General features: G+C 65.8%; 29 protein-coding genes. 17 read left to right on the top strand and 12 right to left on the bottom strand.

The window, feature by feature from the left end; genetic code table 11:
* Positions 1-8 precede the first annotated feature (8 nt).
* The 10 genes from BM297_RS02180 to BM297_RS02135 all read right to left on the bottom strand — a co-directional run bounded on the left by BM297_RS02180 (position 9) and on the right by BM297_RS02135 (position 9,313).
* Positions 9-1,283: an SAM-dependent methyltransferase gene (locus BM297_RS02180; protein ID WP_092427830.1), complete on the bottom strand. Its 1,275-nt coding sequence runs from the start codon at positions 1,281-1,283 to the stop codon at positions 9-11.
* On the bottom strand, positions 1,270-2,067 hold the full coding sequence (locus tag BM297_RS02175; RefSeq protein ID WP_092427828.1) for a DUF1365 domain-containing protein: 798 nt from the start codon (positions 2,065-2,067) through the stop codon (positions 1,270-1,272). The genes BM297_RS02180 and BM297_RS02175 overlap by 14 nt, the downstream gene beginning before the upstream one ends.
* On the bottom strand, positions 2,064-3,311 hold the full coding sequence (locus BM297_RS02170) for an NAD(P)/FAD-dependent oxidoreductase (protein WP_092427826.1): 1,248 nt from the start codon (positions 3,309-3,311) through the stop codon (positions 2,064-2,066). The genes BM297_RS02175 and BM297_RS02170 overlap by 4 nt, the downstream gene beginning before the upstream one ends.
* Entirely contained in the window at positions 3,308-4,093 is a 786-nt protein-coding gene (locus BM297_RS02165; RefSeq protein WP_092427824.1) for an SDR family NAD(P)-dependent oxidoreductase, read from the bottom strand. The genes BM297_RS02170 and BM297_RS02165 overlap by 4 nt, the downstream gene beginning before the upstream one ends.
* The gene (locus BM297_RS02160) at positions 4,090-4,527 is read right to left on the bottom strand and encodes a nuclear transport factor 2 family protein (RefSeq protein WP_092427822.1); all 438 of its coding nucleotides are present in this window, start codon (positions 4,525-4,527) and stop codon (positions 4,090-4,092) included. Before BM297_RS02160 ends, BM297_RS02165 begins: the two co-directional genes overlap by 4 nt.
* Positions 4,528-4,543: 16 nt before the next feature.
* Positions 4,544-5,980, bottom strand: a complete 1,437-nt coding sequence (phrB, locus tag BM297_RS02155) for a deoxyribodipyrimidine photo-lyase (RefSeq protein ID WP_092427820.1) — start codon at positions 5,978-5,980, stop codon at positions 4,544-4,546.
* A 12-nt stretch (positions 5,981-5,992) separates the two neighbouring features.
* Positions 5,993-6,958, bottom strand: coding sequence for a MerR family transcriptional regulator (locus BM297_RS02150; protein ID WP_092427818.1), 966 nt, complete (start codon positions 6,956-6,958; stop codon positions 5,993-5,995).
* Between the two features lie 14 nt (positions 6,959-6,972).
* The gene (locus BM297_RS02145) at positions 6,973-7,932 is read right to left on the bottom strand and encodes a YbgA family protein (RefSeq protein WP_092427816.1); all 960 of its coding nucleotides are present in this window, start codon (positions 7,930-7,932) and stop codon (positions 6,973-6,975) included.
* A 162-nt stretch (positions 7,933-8,094) separates the two neighbouring features.
* A complete protein-coding gene (locus BM297_RS02140) occupies positions 8,095-8,310 on the bottom strand; it encodes a TIGR02450 family Trp-rich protein (RefSeq protein ID WP_092427814.1) in 216 nt (71 codons plus the stop codon).
* 7 nt (positions 8,311-8,317) lie between these two features.
* Positions 8,318-9,313, bottom strand: a complete 996-nt coding sequence (locus tag BM297_RS02135) for an NAD(P)/FAD-dependent oxidoreductase (RefSeq protein WP_092427812.1) — start codon at positions 9,311-9,313, stop codon at positions 8,318-8,320.
* A 195-nt stretch (positions 9,314-9,508) separates the two neighbouring features.
* Between BM297_RS02135 and BM297_RS02130 the strand changes: the two genes are divergently transcribed.
* Together BM297_RS02130 and hemH are read left to right on the top strand one after the other, a co-directional pair.
* The gene (locus BM297_RS02130; protein ID WP_092427810.1) at positions 9,509-10,411 is read left to right on the top strand and encodes a TIGR01777 family oxidoreductase; all 903 of its coding nucleotides are present in this window, start codon (positions 9,509-9,511) and stop codon (positions 10,409-10,411) included.
* Positions 10,412-10,423: 12 nt separating this feature from the next.
* Positions 10,424-11,449, top strand: a complete 1,026-nt coding sequence (hemH, locus tag BM297_RS02125; protein WP_092427808.1) for a ferrochelatase — start codon at positions 10,424-10,426, stop codon at positions 11,447-11,449.
* 180 nt (positions 11,450-11,629) lie between these two features.
* On the opposite strand, the gene BM297_RS02120 is transcribed toward hemH, so the two are convergent.
* Positions 11,630-12,952, bottom strand: a complete 1,323-nt coding sequence (locus tag BM297_RS02120) for a lytic murein transglycosylase (RefSeq protein WP_092427806.1) — start codon at positions 12,950-12,952, stop codon at positions 11,630-11,632.
* 139 nt (positions 12,953-13,091) lie between these two features.
* Positions 13,092-13,505, bottom strand: a complete 414-nt coding sequence (gene cueR, locus BM297_RS02115) for a Cu(I)-responsive transcriptional regulator (RefSeq protein WP_092427804.1) — start codon at positions 13,503-13,505, stop codon at positions 13,092-13,094.
* Between the two features lie 195 nt (positions 13,506-13,700).
* Between cueR and BM297_RS22250 the strand changes: the two genes are divergently transcribed.
* From BM297_RS22250 to BM297_RS02045, 15 genes are all read left to right on the top strand, one after another.
* Complete coding sequence (locus BM297_RS22250; protein WP_281250231.1) at positions 13,701-13,832, top strand: hypothetical protein; 132 nt, start codon at positions 13,701-13,703, stop codon at positions 13,830-13,832.
* Between the two features lie 160 nt (positions 13,833-13,992).
* The gene (locus BM297_RS02110) at positions 13,993-14,184 is read left to right on the top strand and encodes a Flp family type IVb pilin (protein WP_092427802.1); all 192 of its coding nucleotides are present in this window, start codon (positions 13,993-13,995) and stop codon (positions 14,182-14,184) included.
* A gap of 59 nt (positions 14,185-14,243) precedes the next feature.
* Entirely contained in the window at positions 14,244-14,738 is a 495-nt protein-coding gene (locus BM297_RS02105) for an A24 family peptidase (protein ID WP_092427800.1), read from the top strand.
* Positions 14,739-14,775: 37 nt separating this feature from the next.
* Positions 14,776-16,128 (top strand): AAA family ATPase, encoded by a 1,353-nt coding sequence (locus tag BM297_RS02100; RefSeq protein WP_245768179.1) that lies wholly within the window; start codon positions 14,776-14,778, stop codon positions 16,126-16,128.
* Entirely contained in the window at positions 16,125-16,934 is an 810-nt protein-coding gene (gene cpaB / locus BM297_RS02095; protein WP_092427798.1) for a Flp pilus assembly protein CpaB, read from the top strand. The genes BM297_RS02100 and cpaB overlap by 4 nt, the downstream gene beginning before the upstream one ends.
* An 82-nt stretch (positions 16,935-17,016) precedes the next feature.
* The gene (locus tag BM297_RS02090; protein ID WP_092427796.1) at positions 17,017-18,528 is read left to right on the top strand and encodes a type II and III secretion system protein family protein; all 1,512 of its coding nucleotides are present in this window, start codon (positions 17,017-17,019) and stop codon (positions 18,526-18,528) included.
* Positions 18,529-18,542: 14 nt separating this feature from the next.
* Entirely contained in the window at positions 18,543-18,812 is a 270-nt protein-coding gene (locus BM297_RS02085) for a hypothetical protein (RefSeq protein WP_092427794.1), read from the top strand.
* A gap of 31 nt (positions 18,813-18,843) precedes the next feature.
* Positions 18,844-20,199 (top strand): pilus assembly protein TadG-related protein, encoded by a 1,356-nt coding sequence (locus BM297_RS02080; protein WP_092427792.1) that lies wholly within the window; start codon positions 18,844-18,846, stop codon positions 20,197-20,199.
* A gap of 52 nt (positions 20,200-20,251) precedes the next feature.
* The gene (locus tag BM297_RS02075) at positions 20,252-20,719 is read left to right on the top strand and encodes a TadE/TadG family type IV pilus assembly protein (RefSeq protein ID WP_092427790.1); all 468 of its coding nucleotides are present in this window, start codon (positions 20,252-20,254) and stop codon (positions 20,717-20,719) included.
* Complete coding sequence (locus BM297_RS02070) at positions 20,719-21,240, top strand: TadE/TadG family type IV pilus assembly protein (RefSeq protein ID WP_092427788.1); 522 nt, start codon at positions 20,719-20,721, stop codon at positions 21,238-21,240. The genes BM297_RS02075 and BM297_RS02070 overlap by 1 nt, the downstream gene beginning before the upstream one ends.
* Positions 21,234-22,472 carry an AAA family ATPase gene (locus BM297_RS02065; protein ID WP_092427786.1) on the top strand — a complete coding sequence of 413 codons (1,239 nt, stop codon included), beginning with the start codon at positions 21,234-21,236 and terminating at the stop codon, positions 22,470-22,472. The genes BM297_RS02070 and BM297_RS02065 overlap by 7 nt, the downstream gene beginning before the upstream one ends.
* On the top strand, positions 22,462-23,892 hold the full coding sequence (locus tag BM297_RS02060; protein ID WP_092427784.1) for a TadA family conjugal transfer-associated ATPase: 1,431 nt from the start codon (positions 22,462-22,464) through the stop codon (positions 23,890-23,892). The genes BM297_RS02065 and BM297_RS02060 overlap by 11 nt, the downstream gene beginning before the upstream one ends.
* Before the next feature lie 2 nt (positions 23,893-23,894).
* A complete protein-coding gene (locus BM297_RS02055; RefSeq protein ID WP_092427782.1) occupies positions 23,895-24,881 on the top strand; it encodes a type II secretion system F family protein in 987 nt (328 codons plus the stop codon).
* Positions 24,882-24,912: 31 nt separating this feature from the next.
* On the top strand, positions 24,913-25,875 hold the full coding sequence (locus tag BM297_RS02050; protein ID WP_092427780.1) for a type II secretion system F family protein: 963 nt from the start codon (positions 24,913-24,915) through the stop codon (positions 25,873-25,875).
* A gap of 19 nt (positions 25,876-25,894) precedes the next feature.
* Entirely contained in the window at positions 25,895-26,941 is a 1,047-nt protein-coding gene (locus tag BM297_RS02045; RefSeq protein ID WP_245768178.1) for a tetratricopeptide repeat protein, read from the top strand.
* The last annotated feature ends 23 nt before the right edge of the window (positions 26,942-26,964 follow it).

The following is a 26,964-nucleotide window of genomic DNA, read 5'->3' as shown; positions in this document are numbered from 1 at the left end:
CTGGTGCCTCAGCCGCTGCGCTCCAGCTGGCCCAGCAGCGGCGCCGGCCGCGCCTCGGGTCTGGCCAGCAGCATCTGCACCGTGCCGATGCTGCGCTCGAGAAAGCCGCCCTCGCAGTAGCACAGGTAGAACTCCCACAGCCGGTAGAAGTGCTCGTCGTAGCCGAGCTGCTCGAGGTGGCCGCGCACCTGGCGCAGGTTGTCGTGCCAGTGGCGCAGGGTGCGTGCGTAGTGGGCGCCGAAGTCCTCGAGGTGCAGCAGGTTCATGTCGGTGTCGCGGCTGACGCTGGTCAGCATCGCCTCGATCGACGGCAGCGCGCCGCCGGGGAAGATGTAGCGCTGGATGAAGTCGACGCTGTTGCACGCCTGGCGGTAGCGCTGGTCGCGGATGGTGATCGCCTGCAGCAGCATCAGCCCGTCCGCCTTGAGCAGCTGCGCGCACTGGCGGAAGTACTCGGGCAGGTAGCGGTGGCCGACCGCCTCGATCATCTCGATCGACACCAGCTTGTCGAACTGGCCGTCGAGCTCGCGGTAGTCCTTGAGCAGCAGGGTGACGCGACCTTCCAGGCCCATCTCGGCGATGCGCCGCGCGGTGTAGGCGTGCTGCTCGCGCGACAGGGTGGTGGTGGTCACCCGGCAGCCGTAGTGGCTGGCCGCGTACAGCGCCATGCTGCCCCAGCCGGTGCCGATCTCCAGCAGGTGGTCGCTGGGCTGGAGGTCGAGCTTCTGGCAGATGCGCTCCAGCTTGTTGAGCTGCGCCTGCTCGAGGCTGTCGGCGGGGGAGAGGAACATCGCCGCCGAGTACATCATGGTGCGGTCGAGGAAGGCCTCGAACAGCTCGTTGCCGAGATCGTAGTGGGCGGCGATGTTCTTCTGCGCGCCGGCCCGCGAGTTGCGGTTCAACCAGTGCAGGGCGCGCAGCACGGGGCGGCCGAGGGCGGCCAGGCCACCCTCGAGGGCGTCGAGCACCGCGAGGTTGGCGACCAGCACGCGGATCACCGCGGTCAGCTCCGGGCTGCTCCAGTAGCCGTGGATGTAGGCCTCGCCGGCGCCGATCGAACCGTTGCCGGCGACCAGGCCCCAGGCGGCGCTGTCGTGGATGTGGATCTCGCCGTGCAGCGCGGCGTGCGGGTCGCCGAAGCTGTGCCGCTCGTCGCCCTCGACCAGCAGCAGGCGGCCACGGCGCAGCTGGCCGAGCTGGCGCAGCACGGCGCGGCGCAGCAGGCCGGCGGCGAGGCCGTCGGCCAGGCGGGCGCGGGAGGCGGTCAGGCTAGAGGTCTTCATGGGCTTGCTCCTGGATCCGGGTGGCGACGCGGCAGTCGCCGTCCGCCGGCTGGTGGGAGAACAGCGGCACGCGCTTGAGCGCCAGGCGCAGGGCCTGCCAGTAGATGCCGAGCACGGTTTTCGCGCTCATCCACGGGAAGGCGCGCAGGTGGCGATGCAGGCCGGCGCGATCCAGCGGGCTGCGTTCGAGGCTGAGGGTGGCGTCGAACAGGCGGCCCTCGGCGTCGTGGTCCTCCATGTGCACGCCGAGGCGCCGCCCCGGCGCGCTGAAATGCATGCGGTACTCCAGCTCGCGCGGCAGGAACGGCGAGACGTGGAAGGCCTTGGCCACGGCGAAGTGCTGGCTGCCGCTGCCCGCGGCCGGCAGCACGTAGTGGTAGCGCTCGCGCCAGGGCGTGTTGCTGACCTCGCAGAGGATCGCCGCCAGCTGGCCGCCTTCGTCGAAGCAGTAGAAGAAACTCACCGGGTTGAAGGTCAGCCCCCAGCAGCGCGGCTGGGTGAGCAGGCAGATGCGCCCCTGCGGCGCCTGGCCCAGCGCCTGGCCGACGCACTGGCGCACCGCATCGCTCAGCGCCATGCCCTGGCCGGTGAGCTGCGGCAGGTAGTCGCCCTGGCGAAACGACAGCGGCGCGAAGCGGCCAGGCCCGACCAGCGGCGACAGACCGAACAGCGCGTCCTGCTCGCTGAGGTCGAGGTACAGCAGGCCGATGCGGTAGCGGAACGCATGCGCCCGCGGCCGCACGCGGCGATGGCGCACCCAGCCGCTGTACAGCGCGCTGTTCACAGTCGTTCCCCGAAGGCTTCGGCGACGCGCAGGGCGCTGACCACGCCGTCCTCGTGGAAGCCGTTGGCCCAGTAGGCGCCGCAGTAGTAGCTGTGCTGGGCGCCGTGCAGTTCGCGCCAGCGCGCCTGGGCGGCCATGCCGGCCAGGCTGTACTGCGGGTGGGCGTAGTTGAAGCGGCCGAGCACCCGCTGCGGGTCGATGGCCGCGTTCTGGTTGAGGCTGACGCACAAGGTCTGTGGCGCCCGGATGCCCTGGAGGATGTTCATGTTGTAGGTCAGCGCCGCCGGCTGGCGCGGGTCGCCGCCGAGGCGGTAGTTCCAGCTCGCCCAGGCAAGCGGACGACGCGGCAGCAGGCGGATGTCGGTGTGCAGCAGCACGTCATTGTCGGCGTAGGGCAGGGCGCCGAGGATCTCGCGCTCCGCCGCGCTCGGCGCGGCGAGCAGCGCCAGCGCCTGGTCGCTGTGGCAGGCGAAGACGATCCGGTCGAAGCGCTCGCGGCCGGCGGCGCTGTGCACCGTCACCCCGTCGGCGTCGCGCTCGACCATCAGCACCGGGCAGTTGAGGCGGATGGCGTCAGCAAAGCCCGCGATCAGCGGCTCGATGTAGCTGCGCGAGCCGCCCTGAATCACCCGCCACTGCGGCCGGTCGTTCACCGACAGCAGGCCGTGGTTCTTGAAGAAGCGCACGAAGAACTCCAGCGGGAACTCCAGCATGCCGGCCAGCGACATCGACCAGATCGCCGCGCCCATCGGCACGATGTAGTGGTCGATGAAGCGCTGGCCATAGCCGCGCTCGGCCAGGTAACGGCCGAGGGTGATGTCGGCCGGCAGGCGGCCGCTGCCGAGATCCGCCAGCGCCTCGCGGTTGAAGCGCAGGATGTCGCGCAGCATGCCCCAGAAGCGCGGCGACAGCAGGTTGCTGCGCTGGGCGAACAGGCTGTTGAGGGTGTTGCCGTTGTACTCCAGGCCGCTGCTCGGTTCGTGCACCGAGAAGCTCATCTCGGTCGGCTGCGAGGCGACCCCCAGCCGGTCGAGCAGGCGGATGAAGTTGGGATAGGTCCAATCGTTGAACACGATGAAGCCGGTATCCACCGCGTGCTTGCGGCCGTCCACCGTCACGTCCACGGTATGGGTGTGCCCGCCGATCCAGTCGCCGGCCTCGAACACGCTCAGCTGGTGCTGGCGGGCGAGCAGGTGGGCGGTGGTCAGGCCGGCGATGCCGGTGCCGACAATGGCGATTTTCATCGGGTGGCATCCTTGGGCGAAGTGCGGCTCATGCGCCGCGTCAGGGCCAGTTGCAGGCGCCCGGGCAGGTGGGCGAGCAGCAGCAACAGGGCGATGAACGGCGTGGGGAAGGCGATTTCCAGCGGGCGTTGTTCCAGCCGCGCGGCGATATGCCGGGCGGCCTTTTCGGCGGGCCAGCGCATCGGCATGGCGAAGTCGTTGCGCCGAGTCAGCGGGGTGTCGACGAAACCGGGGCTGATCAGGGTGACGGCGATGCCCTCGGCGGCCAGGTCGATGCGCAGCGACTGCAGCAGGTAGCGCAGCGCCGCCTTGGAGGCGCCGTAGGCCTCGGCGCGCGGCAGCGGCAGGAAGGTCACCGCGCTGGCCACCCCGGCCAGCAGCGGCTGGTGACCGCGGCGCAGCAGCGGCAGGGCGGCCTCGATGCAGTGGGCGGCGGCCAGCAGGTTGCTGTTCACCACCCGCTCGACCATCGCCGCCTCGAAGGCGCGCACGTCGAGGTACTCGCAGGTGCCGGCGTTGAGAATGGCCATGTCCAGCGCTCCCCAGGCCTGGTCGATCTGCGCGGCGATGGCGCCGACCGCCACGGGATCGGTGAGATCGCCCGGCAGCACCAGCACCTGCCCGGGCCAGCGCGTAGCGAGGGCGTCGAGCGGCTCGCGGCGCCGCGCGCTGAGCGCCAGGCGCTGGCCGCGCTGCAGCAACTGCTCGGCCAGGGCGGCGCCGATGCCGCTGCTGGCGCCGGTCAGCCAGATGCGTTTGCCGTCGTGGGTGGGGGTGTTCATGCCAGCCTCCTCTTCAGCCAGGCGATGACCCGGCCGAATACCGGCAGGTGCTCGTAGAGCAGCGCGCCGGCGTCGAAATAGTCGTGGTGGCGGTAGACCTTGCCGTCGTTCCACAGCAGGTGCGAGCAGCCGGCGACGCGGATCAGCCGGCCGCCGGCCAGGCGCGGGTGGCGGTAGCTCAGGGTCCAGCGCAGGTAGCCTTCGCCCTCGTTGCCGCCCTCGCGCACGGTGTCGAAACCGTGGAACTCGAAGTGCAGGTCGCGCACGTTGGCGTACAGCTCGGCGAAATAGCGCTGCAGCGCCGCCAGGCCGCGGATCTCGTGCAGCGGATCGATGAACAGCGCATCAAGGCTGTACAGCTCGCCGAGGTGCGCGAGGTTGTCCTTGTCCAGCGCGGCGAAACGGCGGGCGAAGGCGTGCAGGAAATCGCTCATGGTCGTGCTCCTCCGCTCAGGCGGGCTGCGTATCCAGCGCCTTGAACGCCGCCAGGGCGCGCTCGCGCGAACGGGCCAGGTCGACGATCGGCCGCGGGTAGTTGGGCAGACCGAACAGCCCGCCCAGCGCCGCCGGGTTGTGGATGTCGCGCTTGTCCACGCCGGCCAGCTCGGGCAGCCACTGGCGGACGAAGGTGCCGTCCGGGTCGAAGCGCTCCGCTTGGGTCAGCGGATTGAAGATGCGGAAGTAGGGCGCCGCGTCGGTGCCGGTGGAGGCGCTCCACTGCCAGCCGCCGTTGTTGGCGGCCAGGTCGCCGTCGATCAGCTGCCGCATGAACCAGCGCTCGCCGTGCCGCCAGTCGATCAACAGGTTCTTGGTCAGGAACATGGCGACGACCATGCGCAGGCGGTTGTGCATCCAGCCGGTGGCCAGCAGCTGGCGCATCGCCGCATCGACGATGGGAATGCCGGTGCGGCCCTGCTGCCAGGCCTCCAGATCTTCCGGCGCATCGCGCCAGGCCAGCGCTTCGGTCTCGCGGCGGAAGGCGCGGCCCATCGAAACGCGCGGGTAGCCGACCAGGATGTGCTTGTAGAACTCGCGCCACAGCAGCTCGCTGATCCAGGTGACCACCCCGGGATTGCCGTCGGCGAACTCGCCGCCGTTGACCGCCAGCGCCGCGTGCAGGCACTGGCGCGGCGACAGCACGCCAGCGGCCAGGTAGGGCGACAGGCCGCTGGTGCCGGGCTTGGCGGGGAAGTCGCGCTCGTTGTGGTACCACTGCAGGTGCTGGTCGGCGAAGGTCGCCAGCTGGCGGTGCGCCGCCGCCTCGCCGGCCGGCCACAGCTGGCGCAGGCTCTGGCTGGGCGTGGGGAAGCCGTCGATGGCGGTCGGCACGGGATCGCCGGCGATGCCGTTCGGCGCCTGGATGCGCGGCAACGCCTGCAGCGCCGGCAGGCTTTGCGCCAGGCGCGCATAGCAGACCTTGCGGAACTGGCTGAACACCTGGAAGTAGCCGCCGCTCTTGGTCAGCACGCTGCCGGGGGCGAACAGCAGCTGGTCGAGATGGCTGTGCCAGGCGATGCCGGCAGCCTGCAGGGCGGCGGCCACCGCCTGGTCGCGGCGCTGTTCGTGCACGCCGTATTCGGCGTTGGCGTGCACCGCCTCGATGGCGTGCTCGCGGCACAGTTGCAGCAGCACGGCGGGCGCGTCGTCCCAGCGCTCGGCGCTGCGCAGCAGCAGCGGGATGTTCAGCGCCGCGAGATTGCGCGAGAGTTCGGCGAGATTGCGCAGCCAGAAGTCGACCTTGCACGGCGCGTCGTCGTGGGCTCGCCACTGCGCCGGCGTGATCAGCCAGACCGCCAGCAGCGGGCCGTTGCCGGCGGCGGCCGCGGCGGCCAGAGCGGTGTTGTCGCGCACGCGCAGGTCGCTGCGCAGCCAGACGAGGCGGGTCATGGGCTTCGATCCTCAGGAGGCGGCGGCGAACAGGCCGCGCTGGTGCAGGTAGTGGTGGGCGTCGAGCGGCGAGTCGACCAGCGCCAGGCGCTCGAGGGCGGCCAGCTCGTCGCGGTGGATCTGCGCGGCTGGTCCGGCCAGCAGCAGCGGCACGCCACAGCCGGCATGCAGGCGCGGCAGCTGGCGGCGCAGCTGCTGGCTGTCCAGCGCCTGGCTGGAATACAGCAGCACGGCGCGTGGCTGCAGGCGCTCGACGGCCAGGCTCAGCTCGCCCGCCGGCACCGTCCAGTCGAGCACCTCGACCGGGCACTGGCTGTCGCTGAGCAGCCAGGCGCACAGCCACAGGCCGGGTTCCATCGGCAGTTCCGACAGGTTGGCGAGCAGCAGCGGGGCGCCCTGCAGCTGGCGGTTGTTGTGGTAGACCCGTGCGCCGAGCCGGCTGCGCAGCCAGGAGCGGACGAACACCCGCTCCAGCGCCGCGCCGAACTGACCCTGCCAGCGCTGCTCCAGCTCGGCGAGCAGCGGCAGCAGCAGGTGGCGGCACAGCGGCTGCGGCGGATACAGCGCCAGGGCGCGGTTGTAGGCATCGTCGAGGCGGCGCTCGGCCAGCGTGGCGACGGCCTCGAGCAGCTCGCCGCGCAGGGCGTCCCAAGGCCCGTCGGCGCTGCCGGCGGGCGGCGCGTCGTGGTCGAGCAGGTCGCGGATCTGGCTGACCGCCACGCCGCGGTTGAGCCAGGTGAGGATCGCCTGGATGCGCTCGACGTGCGCCTGACCATACAGGCGGTGGCCCTTGCTGGTGCGCTGCGGCACGATCAGGCCGTAGCGGCGCTCCCAGGCGCGCAGGGTCACCGGGTTGACCCCGGTCTGCCGCGCCACCTCGCGGATCGGCAGCCAGCCTTCGGCCTGCTGCTCGGGCGTCAGCGCGGCGTCCTCGGCGAGTGGGCCTTCAGGGAGGGGCTGGGGCGAGTGGTCGTGCATGGCCGGTGCTCCGTTCATATCGCGTTGCGCAGGCCGAGTTCATGCGGGTGCGGCTGCATGTACGCCTGCAGCGCGATGTAGCGGTCCGGGTGGCGGCGGAAGTGGTACTTGAGCAGGGTCAGCGGCACCACCAGCGGCACCGTGCCTGCGCGGTACTGCTCGATCAGCTGCTGGATCTCGCGGCGCTCCTCGCTGGGCAGGGCGCGGCGCAGGTAGCCGGACAGGTGCTGCAGGACGTTGGCGTGGGTGCCGCGGGTGGCGCACTTCTGCAGCGCCGCCATCAGCGCGCTGAAGTAGCGCGGGCCCAGCTCGGCGGGATCGTGCTCGCCGATGCCGGCCAGCAGGCGACCCAGCTCGCGGTACTTGAGCGGGTTGTGGGCCATCAGCAGGTACTTGTGCCGCGAGTGGAAGGCGATGATCGCCTTGCGGGTCAGGCCCTCGGCGCACAGGCGCTGCCAGTCGCCGTAGGCATAGACGCGGGCGATGAAGTTCTCGCGCAGCACCGGATCGTTGAGGCGGCCGTCTTCCTCGATCGGCAACTCCGGGCGCAGGCGGGCGATGGTCGCGGTGAACAGGCCCTGGCCCTTCTCGGCCGGGCGGCCGTCGTCCTGGTAGACCTTGACCCGTTCCATGCCGCAGGACGGCGACTTCTGCATGACGATCAGCCCGCTGATGTCGGCAAGCTGGCTGGCCATGCGCTCGCCGTAGCCGACCAGCGCCTCGGTGACGTCGAGGGTGCGGGTGACGGTGCCGACCGCGCGCGGCGCCTGGGCATCGCCGACCAGGCGGATCGGCTCGCGCGGGGCGCCCAGGCCGATGGCCATTTCCGGGCAGAGTGGCTGGAAGTCGAAGTAGCGCGCCAGGGTCTGGCTGCACAGCTGCGACTGCTTGTGGCCGCCGTTGTAGCGCACCTCGTTGCCGAGCAGGCAGGCGCTGATGGCGAGTTTGAGGCGGGGTGGCTGGGCGGCGGTCATGGCGGGCACCTGGGCTGCGGCTTGTACAGCAGCGCGGGCGCAACCTGTACAAGCAGTGATTTCTGTACAACACAGCCTCATCATAGGGCATGTGTTGTACAGGTCAAATACTTTGTACAGCTTTTGTAATGATTTGTGGCGATCAAGGGCGCGACGGCGCGGTCAGTGCCAGCCCATCCGCCAGTGGCTGGCGTCCTTCAAAGTGCGCCAGTCGCAGCGTTGGCTGCGGCCGGTGAGCACCGCCTGCAGTTCGATGGCCAGCACCACGCCTTCCTCGTCACGGTACAGTTCGGTGACCAGGAAGTGCTTCTCGCGATTGACCGGCTGCACTGCCGTCCACTTGGAGAGGTGCAGCTTGGCGGGGTTGATCCGCTGCATGGCCGGCTCAGGAGTTGTGTTCGCGGTGTTCGAGCAGGCGGCGGGCCGCCTCCTGGCCGCTCAGCCAGGCGCCCTCGACCCGGCCGCTCAGGCACCAGTCGCCGCACACGTACAGGCCGAGGTCGGCATCGGCCAGCGCGCTCCACTGGTGGGCATGCGCCGGGCGGGCATACAGCCAGCGATGCGCCAGGCTGAAGTCGGCTTCCGGCACGGCGCAGCCGATCAGCTCGGCGAAGGCGCAGCGCAGTTGCTCGATCACCGCCTCGGGCGCCAGGTCGATGTGCTGGCGACTCCACGCGCTGGTGGCGTGCAGCACCCAGGTGTCCGGGCGGCTGGCGCGTCCGGGCTTGCTGCGGTTGCGCGCCAGCCAGTCCAGCGGGCTGTCCTGCACGAAGCAGCCTTCCACCGGAGTATCCAGCGCCTTGTCGAAGCCCAGGGCCACCGCCCATACCGGCTCCATCGCCACGCTGGCCACGCTGGCGGCCAGCTTGGGCGCGGCGGAGAGCAGCGCGGCGGCCTGCGGCGCCGGCACGGCGACGATCACCTTGCTGAACGGACCGTGACTCTGGCCGGTGGCATCGACCAGGTGCCAGTGCTGCTCGCCGCGAAACACCTCGGTGATGCGGCAGGCGAAGGTCGCCGGCAGCTCGCCGAGCAAGTTGCGGGTCAACGCGCTCATGCGCGGTACGCCGATGAAGCGCAGCTGAGTGTCCGGCGACAGGCTCAGCTGACCGCCATGGGACTGGTACAGCGCCGGCTTCCACTCGGCCAGCCAGCCGTTTTCCTGCCACTGCTGCACGATATCGACGAAGTGGCGGTCGCGGGCGGTGAAGTACTGCGCGCCCAGGTCGAGATCGCCGACTTCGCTGCGCTTGCTCGCCATGCGTCCGCCGCTGCCGCGGCTCTTGTCGAACAGCTGGACGCAGAGACCCGCCGCCGTGAGGGCGTGAGCCGCCGACAGGCCGGCCATGCCGCTGCCGATGATGGCGATGGGAGTGTTCATGACGTCACCTCAAATGCTGAGACTACAGGCTAATCCTTGGACCAAACTTATACATCATCATTGAATTGTACAGAATCTTCTGGTCCAATCCAGCCATGAACCCGGATTGTTCACAGGCCACGTTGGCCTGGCCGGTAATTGCAGTGTGGACCAGACTGTGAACTGACGCATGCCCAACGACCCGGAGATACCTCGATGCGGATTCTGCTGACCGGCGGCACTGGCCTGATTGGCCGCGCGCTGTGTCGCCTGTGGGCGGCGCAAGGACATCAACTGGTGGTCTGGAGTCGCAGCCCCGAGAAGGTGGCGAAGCTGTGCAGCGGGGCGCGGGGTATCGGCCGCCTCGACGAGCTGGAGGCCGGCGAGGCGCTGGACGCGGTGGTCAACCTGGCCGGCGCGCCGATCGCCGACCGGCCGTGGACCACCAAGCGGCGCCAGTTGCTCTGGGACAGCCGCATCGATCTGACCCGCCAGCTGGTCGACTGGCTGGCCAGCCGCCCGCTCAAGCCGCGGGTGCTGGTGTCCGGCTCGGCGGTGGGCTGGTACGGCGACGGCGGCGAGCGTCGTCTCGACGAGGACAGCCCCGCGGGCAGCGAGGATTTCGCCAGCGAACTGTGCTTCGCCTGGGAGGAGGCCGCGCTGCGCGCCGAGGAGCTGGGCATCCGCGTGGTGCTGGTGCGCACCGCCCCGGTGCTGGCGCGCGATGCCGGCATGCTGGCGCGCCTGCTGCCGCCGTTCCGCCTCGGCCTCGGCGGACGCATGGGCAGCGGCCGGCAGTGGATGCCGTGGATCCATATAGAGGACGAGGTCCACCTGATCGACTTCCTGCTGCAGCACGAGGAATGCCGCGGTCCCTATAATGCCTGCGCGCCGAATGCGGTGCGCAACGCCGAGTTCGCCCGTACCCTGGGGCGCGTGCTGCGCCGCCCGGCACTGCTGCCGGCGCCGGCCTGCGTGCTGCGCCTGGCGCTCGGCGAGATGTCCGATCTGCTGCTCGGCGGCCAGCACCTGCAGCCCCGACGCACCCTGGATGCCGGCTACCAATTTCGTTTTCCCGACCTGGAGGCGGCGCTGGCCGATCTGCTGGGTCGTCACTGACAAGGACATTGCATGACCGATCACGCGCTGCTGCTGGTCAACCTGGGCTCGCCAGCCTCCACCGAAGTGGCCGACGTGCGCCGCTACCTCAACCAGTTCCTCATGGACCCCTACGTCATCGACCTGCCCTGGCCGCTGCGCCGGCTGATCGTGGCGATGATCCTGATCAAGCGCCCGGCCGCCTCGGCCGAGGCCTATCGTTCGATCTGGTGGGAAGACGGCTCGCCGCTGGTGGTGCTCAGCCAGCGCCTGCAGCAGAAGGTCGCCGAGCAGTGGAGCCGGGGGCCGGTGGAACTGGCGATGCGCTACGGCGAGCCGTCCATCGACACGGTCCTGCAGCGTCTGGCCAAGTCCGGCGTCAGCCGGGTGACTCTTGCGCCGCTGTACCCGCAGTTCGCCGACAGCACGGTGACCACCGTGGTGGAGGAGGCCCGGCGCGTGCAGCGTGCCCGCGACCTGCCCTTCGCGATCGACGTGCTGCCGCCGTTCTACGACCAGCCCGAATACCTCGCGGCGCTGGCCGAGAGTGCGCGGCCGTATCTGCAGGAGGGCTTCGACCACCTGCTGCTCAGCTACCACGGCCTGCCCGAGCGTCATCTGCACAAGAGCGACCCGACCGGCGCGCACTGCCTGAAGGCCGAAGACTGCTGCCTGCATGCCACCGGCACGGTGCTCGACAGCTGCTACCGCGCCCAGTGCCTGCGCACCAGCAGCGGCTTTGCCGAGCAGGCTGGCTTGACCGACGACCAGTGGTCGCTGTCCTTCCAGTCGCGCCTGGGCCGCGCCAAGTGGATCGAGCCCTACACCGAAGAGACCCTCGAGGCGCTGGCCAGGCGCGGGGTGAAGAAGCTGCTGGTGATGTGCCCGGCCTTCGTCGCCGACTGCATCGAAACCCTCGAGGAAATCGGCGACCGCGGCCGCGAGCAGTTCCGCGAGGCCGGCGGCGAGGAGCTGGTGCTGGTGCCGTGCCTCAACGACCATCCGCAGTGGGTGACGGCGCTGGTCAAGTTGTGCGAGCGCACGCCCAGGGCGTTGTGAGGGGGTAAAGCCCACGTCTGTAGGAGGCGCGACCTCGCGGCGATGCGGGCCGCAGGACCGCCCGGGGCAAAGAGCATCGCCCCGGGGGCGGGCCTTCTGCCAAAGTGCTTGAGGTGTGAGGCGCTGGCCGTAAACAAGAAGGGCGACCCGCGGGTCGCCCTTCTTGTTGCTGCGTGCCGTTCACGGCAGCTGGCGCAACTGCTCCAGCAAGCGATAGCTCGGATGGCCATCGGCCGGCCAGCCGAGCTGCTGCTGGCTGGCGCGTACCGCGCGGCGGGTGTTGGCGCCGATGATGCCGTCCGGCACGCCCGGATCGAAGCCGCGCTGGACCAGGCGCTCCTGCAGCTCGATGCGCTCGCTGCGCGACAGCGGCCGTTCGTTGCGCGGCCAGTTGGCCAGCACCTGCCCGCCACCGTGGAAGCGCTCGCCGAGCAGGCTGATGGCCAGCGCGTAGGCGGTCGAGTTGTTGTACTTGAGGATGCTGCGGAAGTTGTCCATGACCAGGAACGCCGGGCCGCGATGCCCGGCCGGCAGCAGCAGCGCGGCCATCTGGCTGTCGTCGCGCACGGTGTTGTAAGGATGCTGCGGGCGCACGCCGAGGCGCAGCCATTCGCCCAGCGACTTGCGCTGATCCGGGTCGGCCAGTGCGTAGTCGAAGTCCTTCGGCAGACGTACTTCCATGCCCCAGCGCTGCCCGCTCTTCCAGCCGGAGGCGCTCAGGTAGTTGGCGGTGGAGGCCAGCGCGTCGGGCGTGGACTCCCAGATGTCGCGGCGGCCGTCGCCGTCGAAGTCGACCGCGTAGCTCTGGTAGGTGGTCGGGATGAACTGGGTCTGGCCCATCGCCCCGGCCCAGGAGCCCAGCATGTTGCGCGCCTGCACGTCGCCCTGCTCGAGGATCGTCAGGGCGGCGAGCAGTTGGTCGTGGGCGAACTGCGGCCGGCGGCCCTCGTGAGCGAGGGTGGCCAGCGAGCGGATCACGTTCATGTTGCCCATGTTGCTGCCGAAGTTGCTCTCCATGCCCCAGATCGCCACCAGGGTGTGACGATCCACGCCATAGCGCTGCTCGATGGCGTGCAGGGTCGCGGCATGCTCGGCGAGCAGGCGCTGGCCGCGGTGCACGCGCAGGGCGGAAACGGCACTGTCGAGGTATTCCCACACCGGCCGGGCAAACTCCGGCTGGCTCTGGTCGGCGCGGATCACCGCCGGATCGGGGACCACGCCGGCAAAGGCGCGCTCGAAGGTGCCGGCCTGGATGCCGGCAGCCAGGGCCTCGCGGCGGAAGGCATCACGCCATTCGCTGAAACTCAACTGCACCACGGGAGCAGCCGGCGCAGCGATGGTCTGCGACAGCGCAGGCGCCGCGGTGGCGACCTTGGGCGCCGCCAGCTCGATGCGGTTGGCGGGGGGCTCGGCACAGGCACTGAGCTGTACCAGAGTCAGCAACAGCGCACAGCTGCCGAGCAGACGATGGCGCGGCTGACGCCCGGCGATGGGATTCGGCATGGACAGGTTCCACGGCAAAGCTGAACAGGGGCCAACCTTAACATGTGCAAGAGGGCTTTGCGTCGGCCGACATGCCGCAGCCGGCGGGCATCCGTCGGTTCGCAGGGCCTTTATATGCTGGCGTTGCGCCGGCAATGGCTCAGTCACATCGTGCGCCGCGATGGGCTCCGCACTCCAGACTTTTCAGGATCGGGCAGTCCGGACGCTCGTCCCCCTGGCAGTGCTCGACCAGTTCGCCGAGGGTGTCGCGCAGGCTGACCAGCTCGGCGATCTTGCCCTCGAGCGTGGCGATATGTTGCAGCGCCAGCGCCTTCACATCGGCACTGGCGCGTTGGCGATCCTGCCACAGCTGCAGCAGCCGGCCGATCTCCTCCAGCGAGAAGCCCAGATCGCGGGCGCGCTTGATGAAGGTCAGGCGATGCAGATCCTGCTCGGCATAGCGGCGATAACCGTTGTCGCCGCGTCCGGCCGGCTGCAGCAGGCCGATGCTTTCGTAGTGGCGGATCATCTTGGCGCTGAGGCCGGACTGGCTGGCGGCTTGGCCGATGTTCATGGCGGTCTCTCCGCAGGATCGGGATAGGTTGGCAATCGATGACCATGATCGAGCTTGCCATGGGGGCAGGGTCAAGTGCCTTGGCCGGTACGCGACGCCTGCCCTTGTGGGAGGCCCGACCTCGGGGCGAAGCTCTTGATGCTCTGGCAGTCCTTCGCCCTGTATCGCCCAAGGCGGAGCACTCGAAAGAATGTGATGAGCATCACAGGATTGCCCGCGGCGGGCGCACTCTTTCACCAGCCCAGGATCGACACCAGCCATGCGCTGTCCCGCTTTTTCCTGCCCCAATTCAAGCACTTGCCGCAGAAAGACGGGGCCTACACCTGACCCGGCTGCGTCGCGTTTCCTCCGCCTGGCACGCCGCACCGCAAAAAAGTACCTGCGATTGGCAAAAAACTCCTAACCCCTCCCGGTTGCCCCGACTAACTTCAAATCACGGCAAACGAACTGCCGTGACCAAATTGACGAACTGAAGGGGTAGGGAAAAATGGAACTTCAAACAATCAAGCAGGCAGTGATCAAGTTTATCAAGGATGAAGAGGGTTTGACTATTGTTGAATATGCGGTAGCAGGGGGGCTGATTACCTTGGGAGCTGTTGCTGCGTTTGTGGCCCTCGGTACGAGCGTTTCTACAGCAATCGATTGCTTGGACAAGGCAGTGAATGGTACTACATGCTGATTTGTAATTATGTGTTTGGTGGCTATAAATTAGATATTAACTTTAAATGGTGAGGCGCGATGCTGATTATTATGGTATCAGCGCTCCTTCTGGGGGCCGTGATTTATGACTTTGTAAGTCACCGGCTCCCCAATTATTATCTCTTTCTGGGGCTGCTGGCAGGGGTTTATTTACAATTCGCTATGGTTGGATGGTTCGGCTTGCGGATAGCTGGGGAGGGCTTTCTAGTCGGGTTTTTTATGTTTTTGCCGCTCTACATTTTTGGTGGAATGTCTGCTGGAGATGTCAAGTTAATGGCTGTGGTTGGTAGCTTTTTAGATGGTGGTAGTGCTGCGTGGGCTGCATCATACAGTTTGGTTGCTGGTGGGGTGATGGGGGTGTTGTATCTGCTTTATAAAGGGCAGCTTGGAAGATTTGGATCGCGATACTTGGCCATGATTGTTGTGCGAAGCAATATTCCACCGGGAATTGACGATGCTTCCAGGCATCGATTCCCTTATGCCATCGCCATCGCAACCGGAACCTTGCTGAGTCTGTATTGGACACCGATCTGATCATGTAAAAAAATCAATAAATACCAGGGAGCAGGCCATGAACTTGCCGGGGATTGCCAGGATCGAGGAGGCCGGGCTGAGTGGTCCCGGTAAGAACAATACTTTCAACGTGACACAGCCACGCACGGTGGCGGAAACCGGTCTTTCCGAGCCGCTGTTGATCGATCTGCTCTGCAAACATCTGTATGACGCCGGCAGCCTGGATACGGCCAAACTGATGGAGCGCCTGGCGCTGGCCGGACCGGTACTAGACGAGTTGCTGGCCTTCCTGCGCAAGGATGGCCGGATCGAGGTGCTCGGCCAGAACAACGGCGTGGGCGGTGGTCTGCGGTACGGGCTTACCGAGCGTGGCCGCGGCGCAGCCCGCGATGCGCTGGCGCGCAGCGGCTATATCGGCCCAGCGCCCTATCCGGTGGAGCGCTATCGGGAGTTGCTCCTGGCGCAAACCATCCACCATGGCGGTGTCAACGCTAAGGCCATGCAGGCCGCCTTCCAGGGGGTGGTGCTGCACAACGGCCTGCTTGACCAACTCGGCGCGGCGCTGAATTCCGGGCGGGCGATCATGATCTACGGCCCTGCCGGCACCGGCAAAACCTACATCAGCAGCAAGCTGATCCGCCTGTTCGACGAAGCGATCTGGATTCCCCAGGCCATCGCCATCGGCGAGGCGATCATCGAAGTTTTCGATCCGCAGGTGCACGAACGGGTGGACGATCTGCCCCGTCCGAGCCTGCGCCTGGACCAGGGGCACGATCGCCGACTGCTGCGCTGCAAGCGCCCGGTGGTGATCACTGGCGGCGAGCTGACCATGGATCAGCTGGATATCCGCTACGACCCCTATACCCGCCAGTACCAGGCGCCGCTGCAGCTCAAGGCCAGCAACGGTATGTTCATCATCGACGATATGGGTCGCCAGCGCATGGCGCCGGCCCAGCTGCTCAACCGCTGGATTGTGCCGATGGAGGAGAAAAAAGATTTTCTCAACCTCGGCGGCGGTCGCCACTGTGAACTACCTTTTGACCTGATCCTGGTGTTTTCCACCAACCTCAACCCGCTGGAACTGGCAGAGGAGGCCTTCCTGCGTCGCATTGGCTACAAGCTGCATTTCGACCACCTGAACCGCGACGAGTACGAGCGGATCTGGCGCCAGGAAGTTGAAAAACTCGGCATCCCCTTCGATCCGCTGCTATTGCGTTACGTGATCGAAGGGCTGCACCAGCCGGAAAAGGTGCCGCTGGCACCCTGCCACCCGCGCGACCTGCTCGGTATGGCACGCGACCGGCAGCGTTATCAGGGGAGCTCCGGTGCGCTGACGCCACAGGAGCTGGAATGGGCCTGGCACAACTACTTCGTCAGGCTCGGGGGCGCTGAGCAAGGAGACACACCATGAGCTCTCGCACATTGTCGTTGATCGCGCTGTCGGTACTGCTCGGGCTTGGCGCAGCCTGGATGGCCAATACCTGGCTGACCGCTCGAATGAATATCACCACCGACTCCAACATGGAGAACGTGGTAGTGGCTGCGGTGGAGATTCCCTTCGGCCAGATGGTCGAGCCACAGCACGTCAAACTGGTGGCCATGCCCAAGGGCTCGGCTCCCAGCGATGCCTTCGACACGGTGGAGAAGGCCACTGGCCGGATCGCCACCTTCACCCTGCTGCAGGGCGACATCCTCCGTGCGGCGCGGCTGGCCGAACATCTGGGGGGCAGCACCCTGGCCTCCCTGATTGCGCCCAACAAGCGGGCAATCTCGGTGCGGGTTGACGATGTGGTGGGTGTTGGCGGCTTCCTCCTGCCCGGCAACCGGGTGGACGTGCTGGCCACCAAGAAGACTTCAGGCGGTAGCAACGAGGCCAAGTCGGAAACCATTCTTGAGGATCTGCGCGTGCTGGCGGTGGACCAGACAGCCAGCACCGATAAGACCCAACCGGTGGTGGTGCGCGCTGTGACGCTGGAAATGACCTCCGAAGAGGCCGAGGTGCTGGTCAAGGCGCAAACCGAAGGAAAGCTGCAACTGGCTTTGCGCAATCCGCTGGATGAGCAGAAGAAGCCCGAGGCCAAGCCTGAGCCGGTGGTGGCTGTAGCGCCGCCGCCTGCGCCGAAGCGGGTGATTGTGCGCCGCAGCAGTGGGGATGGCATGGGACAGGTCACCATCATTCGTGGCACCGAGGTGGAGCGGGTGAACGTACAGCGTTAGCGGGGTTGCTCGACAGCAGGGTGCCTGGGGTGTGGCGCCCGAAGAATGCAGGCAAGCGTTGATAAAGACTAAGGAGCAGGACATGGACACGATCCACAGGCTGGGGGCGCACGCGCTGTGCACGGTTGGCGCCTGGCTGTTGCTGTCGCTGGCGGTGCAGGCCGCTGAGCCCAACGCGGTGGACGCCGGCTTTCCGGGTGGCGCCATCACCAATGTCGAAGTACCCATCTACAAGTCGCGAGTACTTACCACCAGTGCGCCGGTGCGCAAGGTTTCCATCGGCAATCCGGAAATTGCCGATGTGCTGGTCACCAGCCCGCGCGAGCTGTACCTGCTCGGCCGTTCGCTGGGCAGCACCAACGTGCTGCTGTGGGATGGCCAGGGCAGGCTGATCGACAGCCTCGATTTGGAGGTTGTGCACGATCTCGGCGCGCTGAAGAGCAAGCTCCACGAACTGATGCCCAACGAGAAAATCTCGGTGTTCAGCGCCCAGGGCGCGCTTGTGCTGCGTGGCCAGGTGTCCAGCGCGGCGGCGATGGATACCGCGGTCAAGGTAGCCAAAACCTATACGGCACAGAGCCAAAGCATCGTTCAGGGGGAAGGTGAAGCCGCCAAGGCAGCCCCGACCAAATCGCTGGAGGTGATCAACCTGCTTACCGTCGGCGGCAGCCAGCAGGTGATGCTCGAGGTCAAGGTGGCCGAAATGCAGCGCAGCCTGTTCAAGAACCTCAGCGTGCGCTTCAACGCCCTGGACTTTGGCTCTTCTAGTCGCTGGTCGACGGGGGGCTTCAATAATGGGCAAGGTCTTGGTTTCGACGAGGATGGCTTCCTCAACCCGACGACCCTGTTCGGTGATGGCAAGGGAATCCTTGGGCAGTTCCTTTCCGAAAACTTCCTGTTCAACGTCGTGCTGGAGGCGGCCAAAGACAATGGTTCAGCGAAGGTATTGGCTGAGCCGACCTTGACCACATTGACTGGGCAGCAGGCAGAGTTCATCTCCGGTGGCGAGTTCCCTGTTCCAGTCACCGAGGATGACGGCATCACCATCGAGTACAAAGAGTTTGGTGTGGGAGTGAAATTCCTCCCGGTGGTGCTCGACTCAGGGCGGATCAACCTCAACCTGAATGTCTCGGTCAGCGAACTTTCCAACGCCAATGCCCTGGCCCTGGATACTGGTCTGGATAGCATACTGGGGGGGGGCGTGGCCCAAGTCATTCCGTCAATCACCAAGCGCAGTGCGCAATCCACCGTGGAGCTTGGCAACGGGCAGACCATCGCTATCGCCGGCCTTATCAACGAAACCACGCGTGACTTCGTCAGCAAGTTTCCCGGTCTGGGCGATGTGCCGGTACTGGGGCATCTGTTCCGCAGCCAGCAGTACCAGAGCGGCGAAACTGAGCTGGTGATCATGGTGACACCGTACTTGGCCAAACCGATTGATGCCAAGGCGGTACGCCTGCCGACCGAGCGCTTCGTCGAGCCCAATGATCTGGACTTCTATCTGCTCGGCAAGACCAAGGGCAACGGCCCGGGACGCAACATTCCGGTGACACTGGGCGTAAGCGAAGGCCGCTTCGGCCACGATCTGGACTGAAGGGAGCACAGACCATGAAAGCACTGATTCCTCTGATGTTGCTGACCACCCTGACGGGGTGCATGACCTACGAGGAGGGGCGGGTCGGCGACCTGGGGTCCACGGTGTATGCCACCACCTACCAGCAAATTGCCGATAAGGAGTTGGCTGCCAATCCGGGAACGGAAGTTTCGTCAACGGGCATCGATGGCCCGCTGACCGAACAGGTGATGGACAACTATCGCGGTGTTACCGGTGATGCCGGTCAGGTAGCGCAGCCGATTCAAATCAACATAGGCAATTGACGTTGACATAACTACTCGTGAGGAACCCGGTATGAGCCCCCTGACGAAACGAAACCTCAAACAGCACTGGCCGGTCAGGCAGCAGGGGGCCGTAATAGTGCTGGTGGTCATTGCCTTGGTGGCCATAATGCTGATGGGAGCCTTGGCTTTGGATGGCGGCCACATGCTGCTGAACAAGACACGCCTGCAGAATGCCGTGGATGCTGCTGCGCTGAGCGGTGCCAAGACGTTGCAGCAGTCTTTCGGCAGCGGCAATGCCTCTACCCTGGCTCGCGATGCCGCATTGGATACTTTGGCCCGCAATGCTGCGGCCGAGGGTAACGGTGAGCTGGGCCAGGCGATTGGGGCAACAGCGCCAGCGGTTGCGGGTTATACCGTGGTTACGCTTTCCAACAGCGTCTACGGCCCCTTCTCCTTTCCGGGGCCGGCCGATGCTAGGTACGTCCGCGTATCGGTGCCGAACTACCCCCTGACGGGGTTCCTGTGGGGAGTCGCCCAGGTCTTTGGCGGTGTGGGCGACAAGGTGGTGGCCGCCATTGCCACCGCAGGGCCGAGCCCTTCGGCCAGCCCCTGCAAGATCGAACCCATCATGGTCTGCGGCGACCCAGGAGAGGATCCTGCGGAAAACGGCGGAGCCTCCTACTGGGGGTATGAATATGGCGAACTGGAAGTGCTCAAGAGCGCGGCTGGCAATGAGCCGGCCATCGGCCCGGGTAACTTCCAACTGCTGCGCCTGGATGGCTCTTCCGGCGCCAACGACCTGCGCACCGCCTTGGCTGGCGGTATCGAGAAGTGCAACGTGGTGGGCGACGAGGTCGGCACCGAGCCCGGCAATACGGTCGGCCCCGTGGCCCAGGGTCTGAATACCCGCTTCGGCGTGTACAACGGTCCGGGCATGAATGCTACCGATTATCCGCCGGACTGGGTCACCGAGTTCAACGACCCGAAGATGACCTACAACGACAGCACGTCGCCGGCCCAGGTGGAGTACCAAGGGCAGCCAGTTACCTCCAGCGGTGGGGATCTGTCGGCTGGCGGAACTCCACTGTACGACCTCAATGACTGGAAGACGGACAGCGCGGCCTGTGCCGCGTCCGGCTCCTGCGCAGGGGCCTACGAGCGACGCATGCTCAATATCGTGATCGGCAACTGCGATGGGGCGTCGGGAGGTCAGGTCGATGTGCCTGTGCTGGATTTTGGGTGTTTCTTCATGTTGCAGACGGTTGCCCAGCAGGGCGTCTCGGCCCAAGTGTTCGGCCAGTTCGTCAAGGAATGCGAAGGCGATGGCGTTGCAGGACCGGTGCCGACCGAGGATACCGGTCCGGCGATCATCCAGCTGTATAAAACCTATGTCGACGACAGTAGTACGCCGAGTACCGACTCCTGATCGGTGGTTGAACGCAAGCCTGCCGAGCCTGTCTTGGCAAGGGAAGGTGATTATGCAAGGTCGTACAGACAAGCACAGCCAGAGCCAGCGAGGTGTGGCCATGGTCGAGTTTGCCATTGCCCTGCCGCTGCTACTGTTGCTGCTGCTCGCCATCGCCGAGTTCGGACGCATGCTCTACCACTACAACAATCTGCTGCAGGCCAACCGCGATGCAGTGCGCTACCTCGCCGGCAAGGCCTGGAACAGCAATCTCGGACAGGTGGAAATCGGCCCTGTACTGGAGGCCCGCACCAAGAACCTCGCCGTTTATGGTGCGCCCGCGCCGCGGCCGGGCAATGAAGTAGTACCCGGTTTGACCACGGTCGACGTACAGGTCAGCACGGTTGGCACCGAGCATGTGCAGGTGCGCATTAGCTATATGTTCCGGCCAGTTATCGGTGAGGGGTTGCCGGCGCTGCTTGGTGACGCCATTCCGCTGAGCTTCCCGCTGGTGGCAACCACCGTGATGAGGGGGCTGTGATGAACGCGAAACGCATGCGCGGTGTATACGTAGTGGAGTTCGCCATCATTGGTTCGCTGCTCTTTGTGCTGTTGTTCGGAGTGCTGGAGATGGGCCGCCTGTACTTCACCGTCAATGCCCTGGATGAAGTGGTACGGCGGGGTGCCCGGCTGGCGGCGGTCTGTGACATTCGCGACGAGCGCATCCTGCGCCGGGCCATCTTCAACGACATCGACAACGCCGGCGCCAGCTCGCTGATTGGCAGCCTGGAAACCGCCGATCTGAACCTGATCTATCTGGACGAGAACGGTGCTGTCGTTGGCAGTCCGAACGACCTGACTAGCGCCAACGGTTTTCGTGCCATCCGCTATGTGCAGCTACGGGTGGACAATTTCCCCTTCGAGTTGCTGATTCCCCTCGAGTTATTTATTCCTGGATTCGACAGGGCGATTACCCTGCCGGCATTCAGGTCGACTATTCCCCGCGAAAGCCTCGGCAGGCATGCCGAGGAAGGCGTCGTTCCGGAGATCACTCCATGCTGAACTCAAAGGAAGTGCCGTTAGCGATGATGGATAACTCATCGCGGCAGGGATTGAAATTGCTGATCAGCAGCCGGGATGCCCAGGCGCTCAAGGATCTGCAGGAGATCTGCCGGCATGTACCGTGCCTGCAGGTCACGACACGACTGGTCAGCAATGGCCACTGCGATCCGCTGCACAGCCTCGAGCATGTGCCCGACCTGCTGCTGTTGCGGGTCAGCGCCATGTGGCGCGAGGAGCTGGCTGCCTTGATGCAGCGTCCGCCCGCCGAGCGCCCGGCGCTGCTGGTGTGCGGTGCATTGGATCAGGCCGAGGGCCTGCGTCTGGCCATGCAGGCCGGGGCGCGGGACTTTCTCCCCGAACCGCTCAACCCGCAGGAGTTGACCGCTGCGCTGCTGCGCATGGTTCAGGAAAAGCGTTCCAGCAGCGGCGGCCACGGCAAGTTGCTGGCGGTGATGAATGCCAAGGGAGGCTCCGGGGCGACCCTGGTGGCCTGCAACCTGGCCCAGCAGTTGAGCCAGCATGCCAGCGTGCTGCTGATCGACCTCGATCTGCAGTTCGGCAGCGTGGCGCACTATCTCGATGTGCAGCCGAGCCACAGCCACGTCGAAGTGCTGCAGCAGATCGGCGAGATGGACAGCCTGGCGCTGCGCGGCTTCTGCACCCATTACGATACCAACCTGCATGTGCTGGGCGGGCGTAGCAGTGAGCTGTGTCTGCCCCAGGATATCCATGCCGAGCAGTTGGAGGCCCTGCTGCACCTGGCACGCAGCACCTACGACTGGGTGGTGGTGGACCTGCCGCGGCAGATCGACCACCTCACCGGCACCACGCTGGAGAACGCCGACAGAGTGCTGGTGGTTTTACAGCAGAGCATCAGCCACCTCAAGGATGCCGATCGTCTGCTGCGCATCCTGCGTGAAGACATGGGTATCCAGTCCAGCCGCCTGCAGGTACTGGTCAATCGTTACAACAAAAACGCTGCGGTCAGTCTCAAGGATATCGAGGAGGCCTTGCGCTGCCCGGATCTGCTGCTGTTGCCCAACGATTTCAATGTGGTCAGCGAGAGCCAGAACGCCGGCGTGCCGCTGGCCATCCATGCACCGCGCGCCGCCATTACCCTGGCACTCAAGCAGATCGCCGAGGATCTGCAGGGCAGCCCGGAAGTCCAACGTGGCGGATTGTTCAAGCGCGCGGTGAGTCGCCTGTTCGGGGGAGCCAGCCATGCTCAATGAATTGCGCAATCGTCTACGCCAGTCGCCGCAGAAACCTGCGGCGGTGACTGCCAGCACCAGCGAAACCACCAGTCACGAGCGCGAGCATATGGCCTGGGAAGAGGCCGTGCCGCTGAACAACTACAGCACCCGCACCCAGCTCAACCCGCTGGAGGTGGAGTGGCGCGAGAAGGTCTACGAGCAGTTGCTCAAGGTCATGGACCTGTCGCTGCTGGACAGCTTGGAGCCGGCCGAGGCAACCAAGCAGATTCGCGAGATCTGCCTGCGCTTGCTGGACGATCACTCGGCGCCGATCAGCGTGGCCAGTCGCCAGCTGATCATCAAGCAGATCACCGACGAGGTGCTCGGTCTCGGCCCGCTGGAGCCGCTGCTGGCCGACAGCACGGTGTCGGACATCCTCATCAACGGGGCCAAGTCGGTCTACGTGGAACGCTTCGGTAAGTTGCAGCGGACCGATGTGCACTTTCGCGACGACGCCCATCTGCTCAACATCATCGACCGCATCGTTTCCGCCCTGGGGCGGCGTATCGACGAGTCCTCGCCGCTGGTGGATGCACGGCTCAAGGACGGCTCGCGGGTCAACGCCATCATCCCGCCGCTGGCCATCGACGGGCCGAGCATGTCGATCCGCCGCTTCGCCGTCGACCTGCTCAATACCGAGAGCCTGATCGAGCGCGGCACCCTGACGGCGGCGATTGCCCTGGTGCTCAAAGCCATTGTCCGCGGCCGGATGAACGTGCTGGTGTCCGGGGGTACTGGCACCGGTAAGACCACCATGCTTAACGTGCTGTCCAGCTTCATTCCGCACAACGAGCGCATCGTCACCATCGAGGACTCGGCCGAGCTACAACTCCAGCAGCCCCATGTGGTGCGTCTGGAAACCCGCCCACCGAATATCGAGGGTCGTGGCGAGGTGAACCAGCGCGAGCTGGTGCGCAACAGTCTGCGTATGCGCCCCGACCGCATTGTCATCGGTGAGGTGCGCGGTGCCGAGGCATTGGACATGCTGGCGGCGATGAACACCGGCCACGACGGTTCGCTGACCACCATCCACGCCAATACCCCGCGCGATGCCTTGGGGCGTATCGAGAACATGGTAGCGATGACCGGCGCGACCTTCCCGATCAAGGCGCTGCGCCAGCAGATCGCCTCGGCCATCGACGTGGTGGTGCAGCTCGAGCGCCAGGAGGACGGCAAGCGCCGGTTGGTCAGCGTGCAGGAGATCAACGGCATGGAAGGCGAGATCATCACCATGACCGAGATCTTCACCTTCGAGCGCCGCGGCATCAGCGAGCAGGGTGAGGTGCTGGGCGACTACAAGCCCACCGGCATGGTGCCGGCGTTCCGCGATGTGCTGGCCAAGCGCGGCATCGATCTGCCGCTCAGCCTGTTCCGACCGGAGTGGATGGAGGGTCAATAGCCATGAGCCAGATCCCCACGGAATTCATCCTGATCTTTCTTGGCATGATCTTCCTGTCGGTCTTCCTGCTCAGCCAGGGGTTGGCGGTGCCGGTGTTCGGCGAGGCGGGCAAGGTGCGCAAGCGCATTCGCGAGCGACTGCATGTGCTCGAGCGTGCCAGCGATGTGCCGAACATGCAGACAATACTGCGTCAGAAGTACCTCAAACGCCTGTCGCCGCTGGAAGCAGCGCTGGAGCAGCTGCCAGGGATGGAAAAGCTGGCCGAGATGATCGACCAGAGTGGCCGTGAGGTGCGGGCCTACCGGGTGATCCTGCTTGGCCTGGCGCTGGCCGCAGGCGGTGCCATGCTGGTGTGGCTGTTGTTTCCGCTGTGGTGGGCGGCACTGGCAGCCGGGGTTGTGCTGTTCTGGGTGCCGATCCTGAAGATCTCCAGCGACCGTAGCAAACGCTTCGCCGAGTTCGAGGAGCAGCTACCGGATGCGTTGGACTCCATGGTCCGCGCCCTCAAGGCCGGGCATCCGTTCAACGAAACTCTGCGCCTGGTGGCCGACGAGCAGAAGGGCGTGGTAGCCCACGAGTTCGGTCTGACCTTTGCCGACATCAACTACGGCAACGATGTGCGCCGGGCCATGTTGGGGCTGCTCGAGCGCATGCCGAGCATGACGGTGATGATGCTCGTGACCTCGATCCTGCTGCACCGGGAAACTGGCGGCAACCTCACCGAGATTCTCCAGCGCCTGAGTTCGCTGATCCGCGGCCGCTTCCGCTTTCAGCGCAAGGTCAAGACGCTCTCGGCCGAGGGCCGCATGTCTGCGTGGGTACTGGTCGCTATTCCGTTCGTGTTGACCATCGCGCTGATGGTTAGCTCGCCAAACTATCTGCCAATGCTGCTCAAGGAGCCGATTGGGCACAAGCTGATCGCTGGGTCCTTCTTTGCCATGCTGCTGGGGATTTTCTGGATCAAAAAGATCATCCGCATCGAGGTCTGAAGCCTGGGCGGACTGTGGGGAGGGACTGCAAATGGACTATCTACTGAGCTTGCTCGACAGCGTGGTGGGCAACCCTGAGTTGGCACGGGTGTTATTCGTCGGTGCGGTGGGGCTGAGCGCGGTGCTGGCGCTGGTGACCCTGGGATTGCTGGTAGTTGGGTTGCAGAACCCAGTACAGCGCAGGCTGAATGTCCTCAAGCGTGGTCATTCCAGTGCCGGACGCGCGGCACCCAGCAGCCTGCAACTGATGCTAGAGCAGGTGGGAGAGCGTTTTGCCGGCAATCAGGATTGGCACAACTCACCGACCCGCACCCTGCTGGTGCACGCCGGTTACCGTCAGCCTTCGGCTGCCCAGGCCTACTGGGCGGCGCGGCTGCTGCTGATGCTGGTGCTGGTTGGGATTGCCGTGCTGGCCTTGCCGTTCATCAAGGGGGCTTCGTTCCTGCAGGCCATCCTATTATTGGTAGGCGCGGCGGGGGTGGGCTGGATTGTGCCGGCTGTCTATGTGGACAAACGAAAGCAGGCGCGGATGCGCTCGCTGCGCGCCGCCTTTCCCGATGCCCTCGATCTGTTGGTGGTCTGCGTCGAGTCCGGTCTGGCGCTGCCTCAATCCATCGAGCGGGTTGCCGAGGAGCTGTCGGTTAGCCATGGCGAACTGGCCGAGGAGCTGGCGCTGGTCAATGCCGAGATCCGTGCCGGCATCTCCAGCACCGAGGCGCTGCGCCATCTGGCCGACCGCACCGGGCTGGAGGACATCAACGGCCTGGTCAGCCTGCTGGCGCAGAGCATCCGCTTCGGTACCAGCGTGGCCGATACCCTGCGCATCTATGCCGAGGAGTTCCGCGACCGGCGCACCCAAGCCGCAGAAGAGCAAGCGGCAAAACTCGGTACCAAACTGATCTTTCCACTAATCTTCTGCTTGTGGCCGAGCTTCTTCCTGGTCGTCATCGGGCCGGTGATCGTCGGCGTTCTCAAGGCATTCGGGAGATTGTGATATGCGCAGGATCGCACTTTTGGCAGCGCTTGCAGCCACGCTGGCAGGTTGCCAGACCACGGGGGAGAGTGTCGGCAAGAGCCGCAATGAGCTGTACGACGGCGGCCGCTCGGTGCTCTACAAGGTTCAGAAGGGGGCCGACACGGCGGAGCAGGCCATGCGCATGGCGAGCGCAGCCTATGCGGCCGGCGATACCGATCAGGCGTTGTATCAGTTCCTGCGCGCCAGCGAACTGGATGCCAAGCGTTACGATGCGCTGGTGTGGGTGGGGCGCATCCATCGCGAGCGGGGCAACAGTCAACTGGCCGAGCTGGCCTTCCGCGATGTGCTGAAGAACGATCCGGCCAATCTCGAGGCTTTGAGCGAGCTCGGCACGCTGGAGATCGGTCAGCGCCGTTATCCGCAGGCGCAGCAGACGCTCGGCAGTGCGCTGCGCTTGGACCAGCAGCGTTTTGGTGACGTGGTGCCGCCAGGCGAGCTGACCGACCTGAGTCGGCTGATGGTGGACGAGAAATCGCCGCTGCGGGTGTACACCGGCCTCGGCGTGCTGGCTGACCTGGGCAACGACTTCGAGCGGGCGCAGCTGTACTACCGACTGTCGATGCAGATCAGCCCGCGTTCGGCCATGGTCGCCAACAGCCAGGGCTATTCGCACTATCTGGCCGGCGACTGGCCGGCCGCCCGCGCGGCGTATCGGCAGGCATTGGGCTTTGATGCCAGCTACAAACCGGCGTGGCGCAACTACGGGATGCTGCTGGCGCGCATGGGGCAATACGAGGAGGCGCTGTCGGCCTTCGAGCAGGTCGAGCCGCGCGCCGAGGCCAGCAACGATGTCGGCTATATCTGCCTGATCGAGGGCAAGCTGGAAGATGCCGAACGCTTCTTCCGCAGCGCCATCGACCTGTCGCCGGCCCACTATGAAGTGGCTTCGCAGAACCTCAAGCGCGTGCAGCAGATTCGCCGCATCCGCCAGGAGGGGGGCAGTGTGGGCGAGTTGCAGGTGCCGCTGGCGCCGGTGGTTTCCAGTGTCAGCCTGCCGGCAGCGCGGCAGGTGGAGATGCCTTGAGGGTTCAGCGGGAGCCAGGCTTT

Source organism: Geopseudomonas sagittaria (assembly GCF_900115715.1).
Classification (GTDB): domain Bacteria; phylum Pseudomonadota; class Gammaproteobacteria; order Pseudomonadales; family Pseudomonadaceae; genus Geopseudomonas; species Geopseudomonas sagittaria.
Note: the sequence above shows the minus strand (reverse complement) of the source record. Positions and strands in the feature narration are given on the sequence as shown.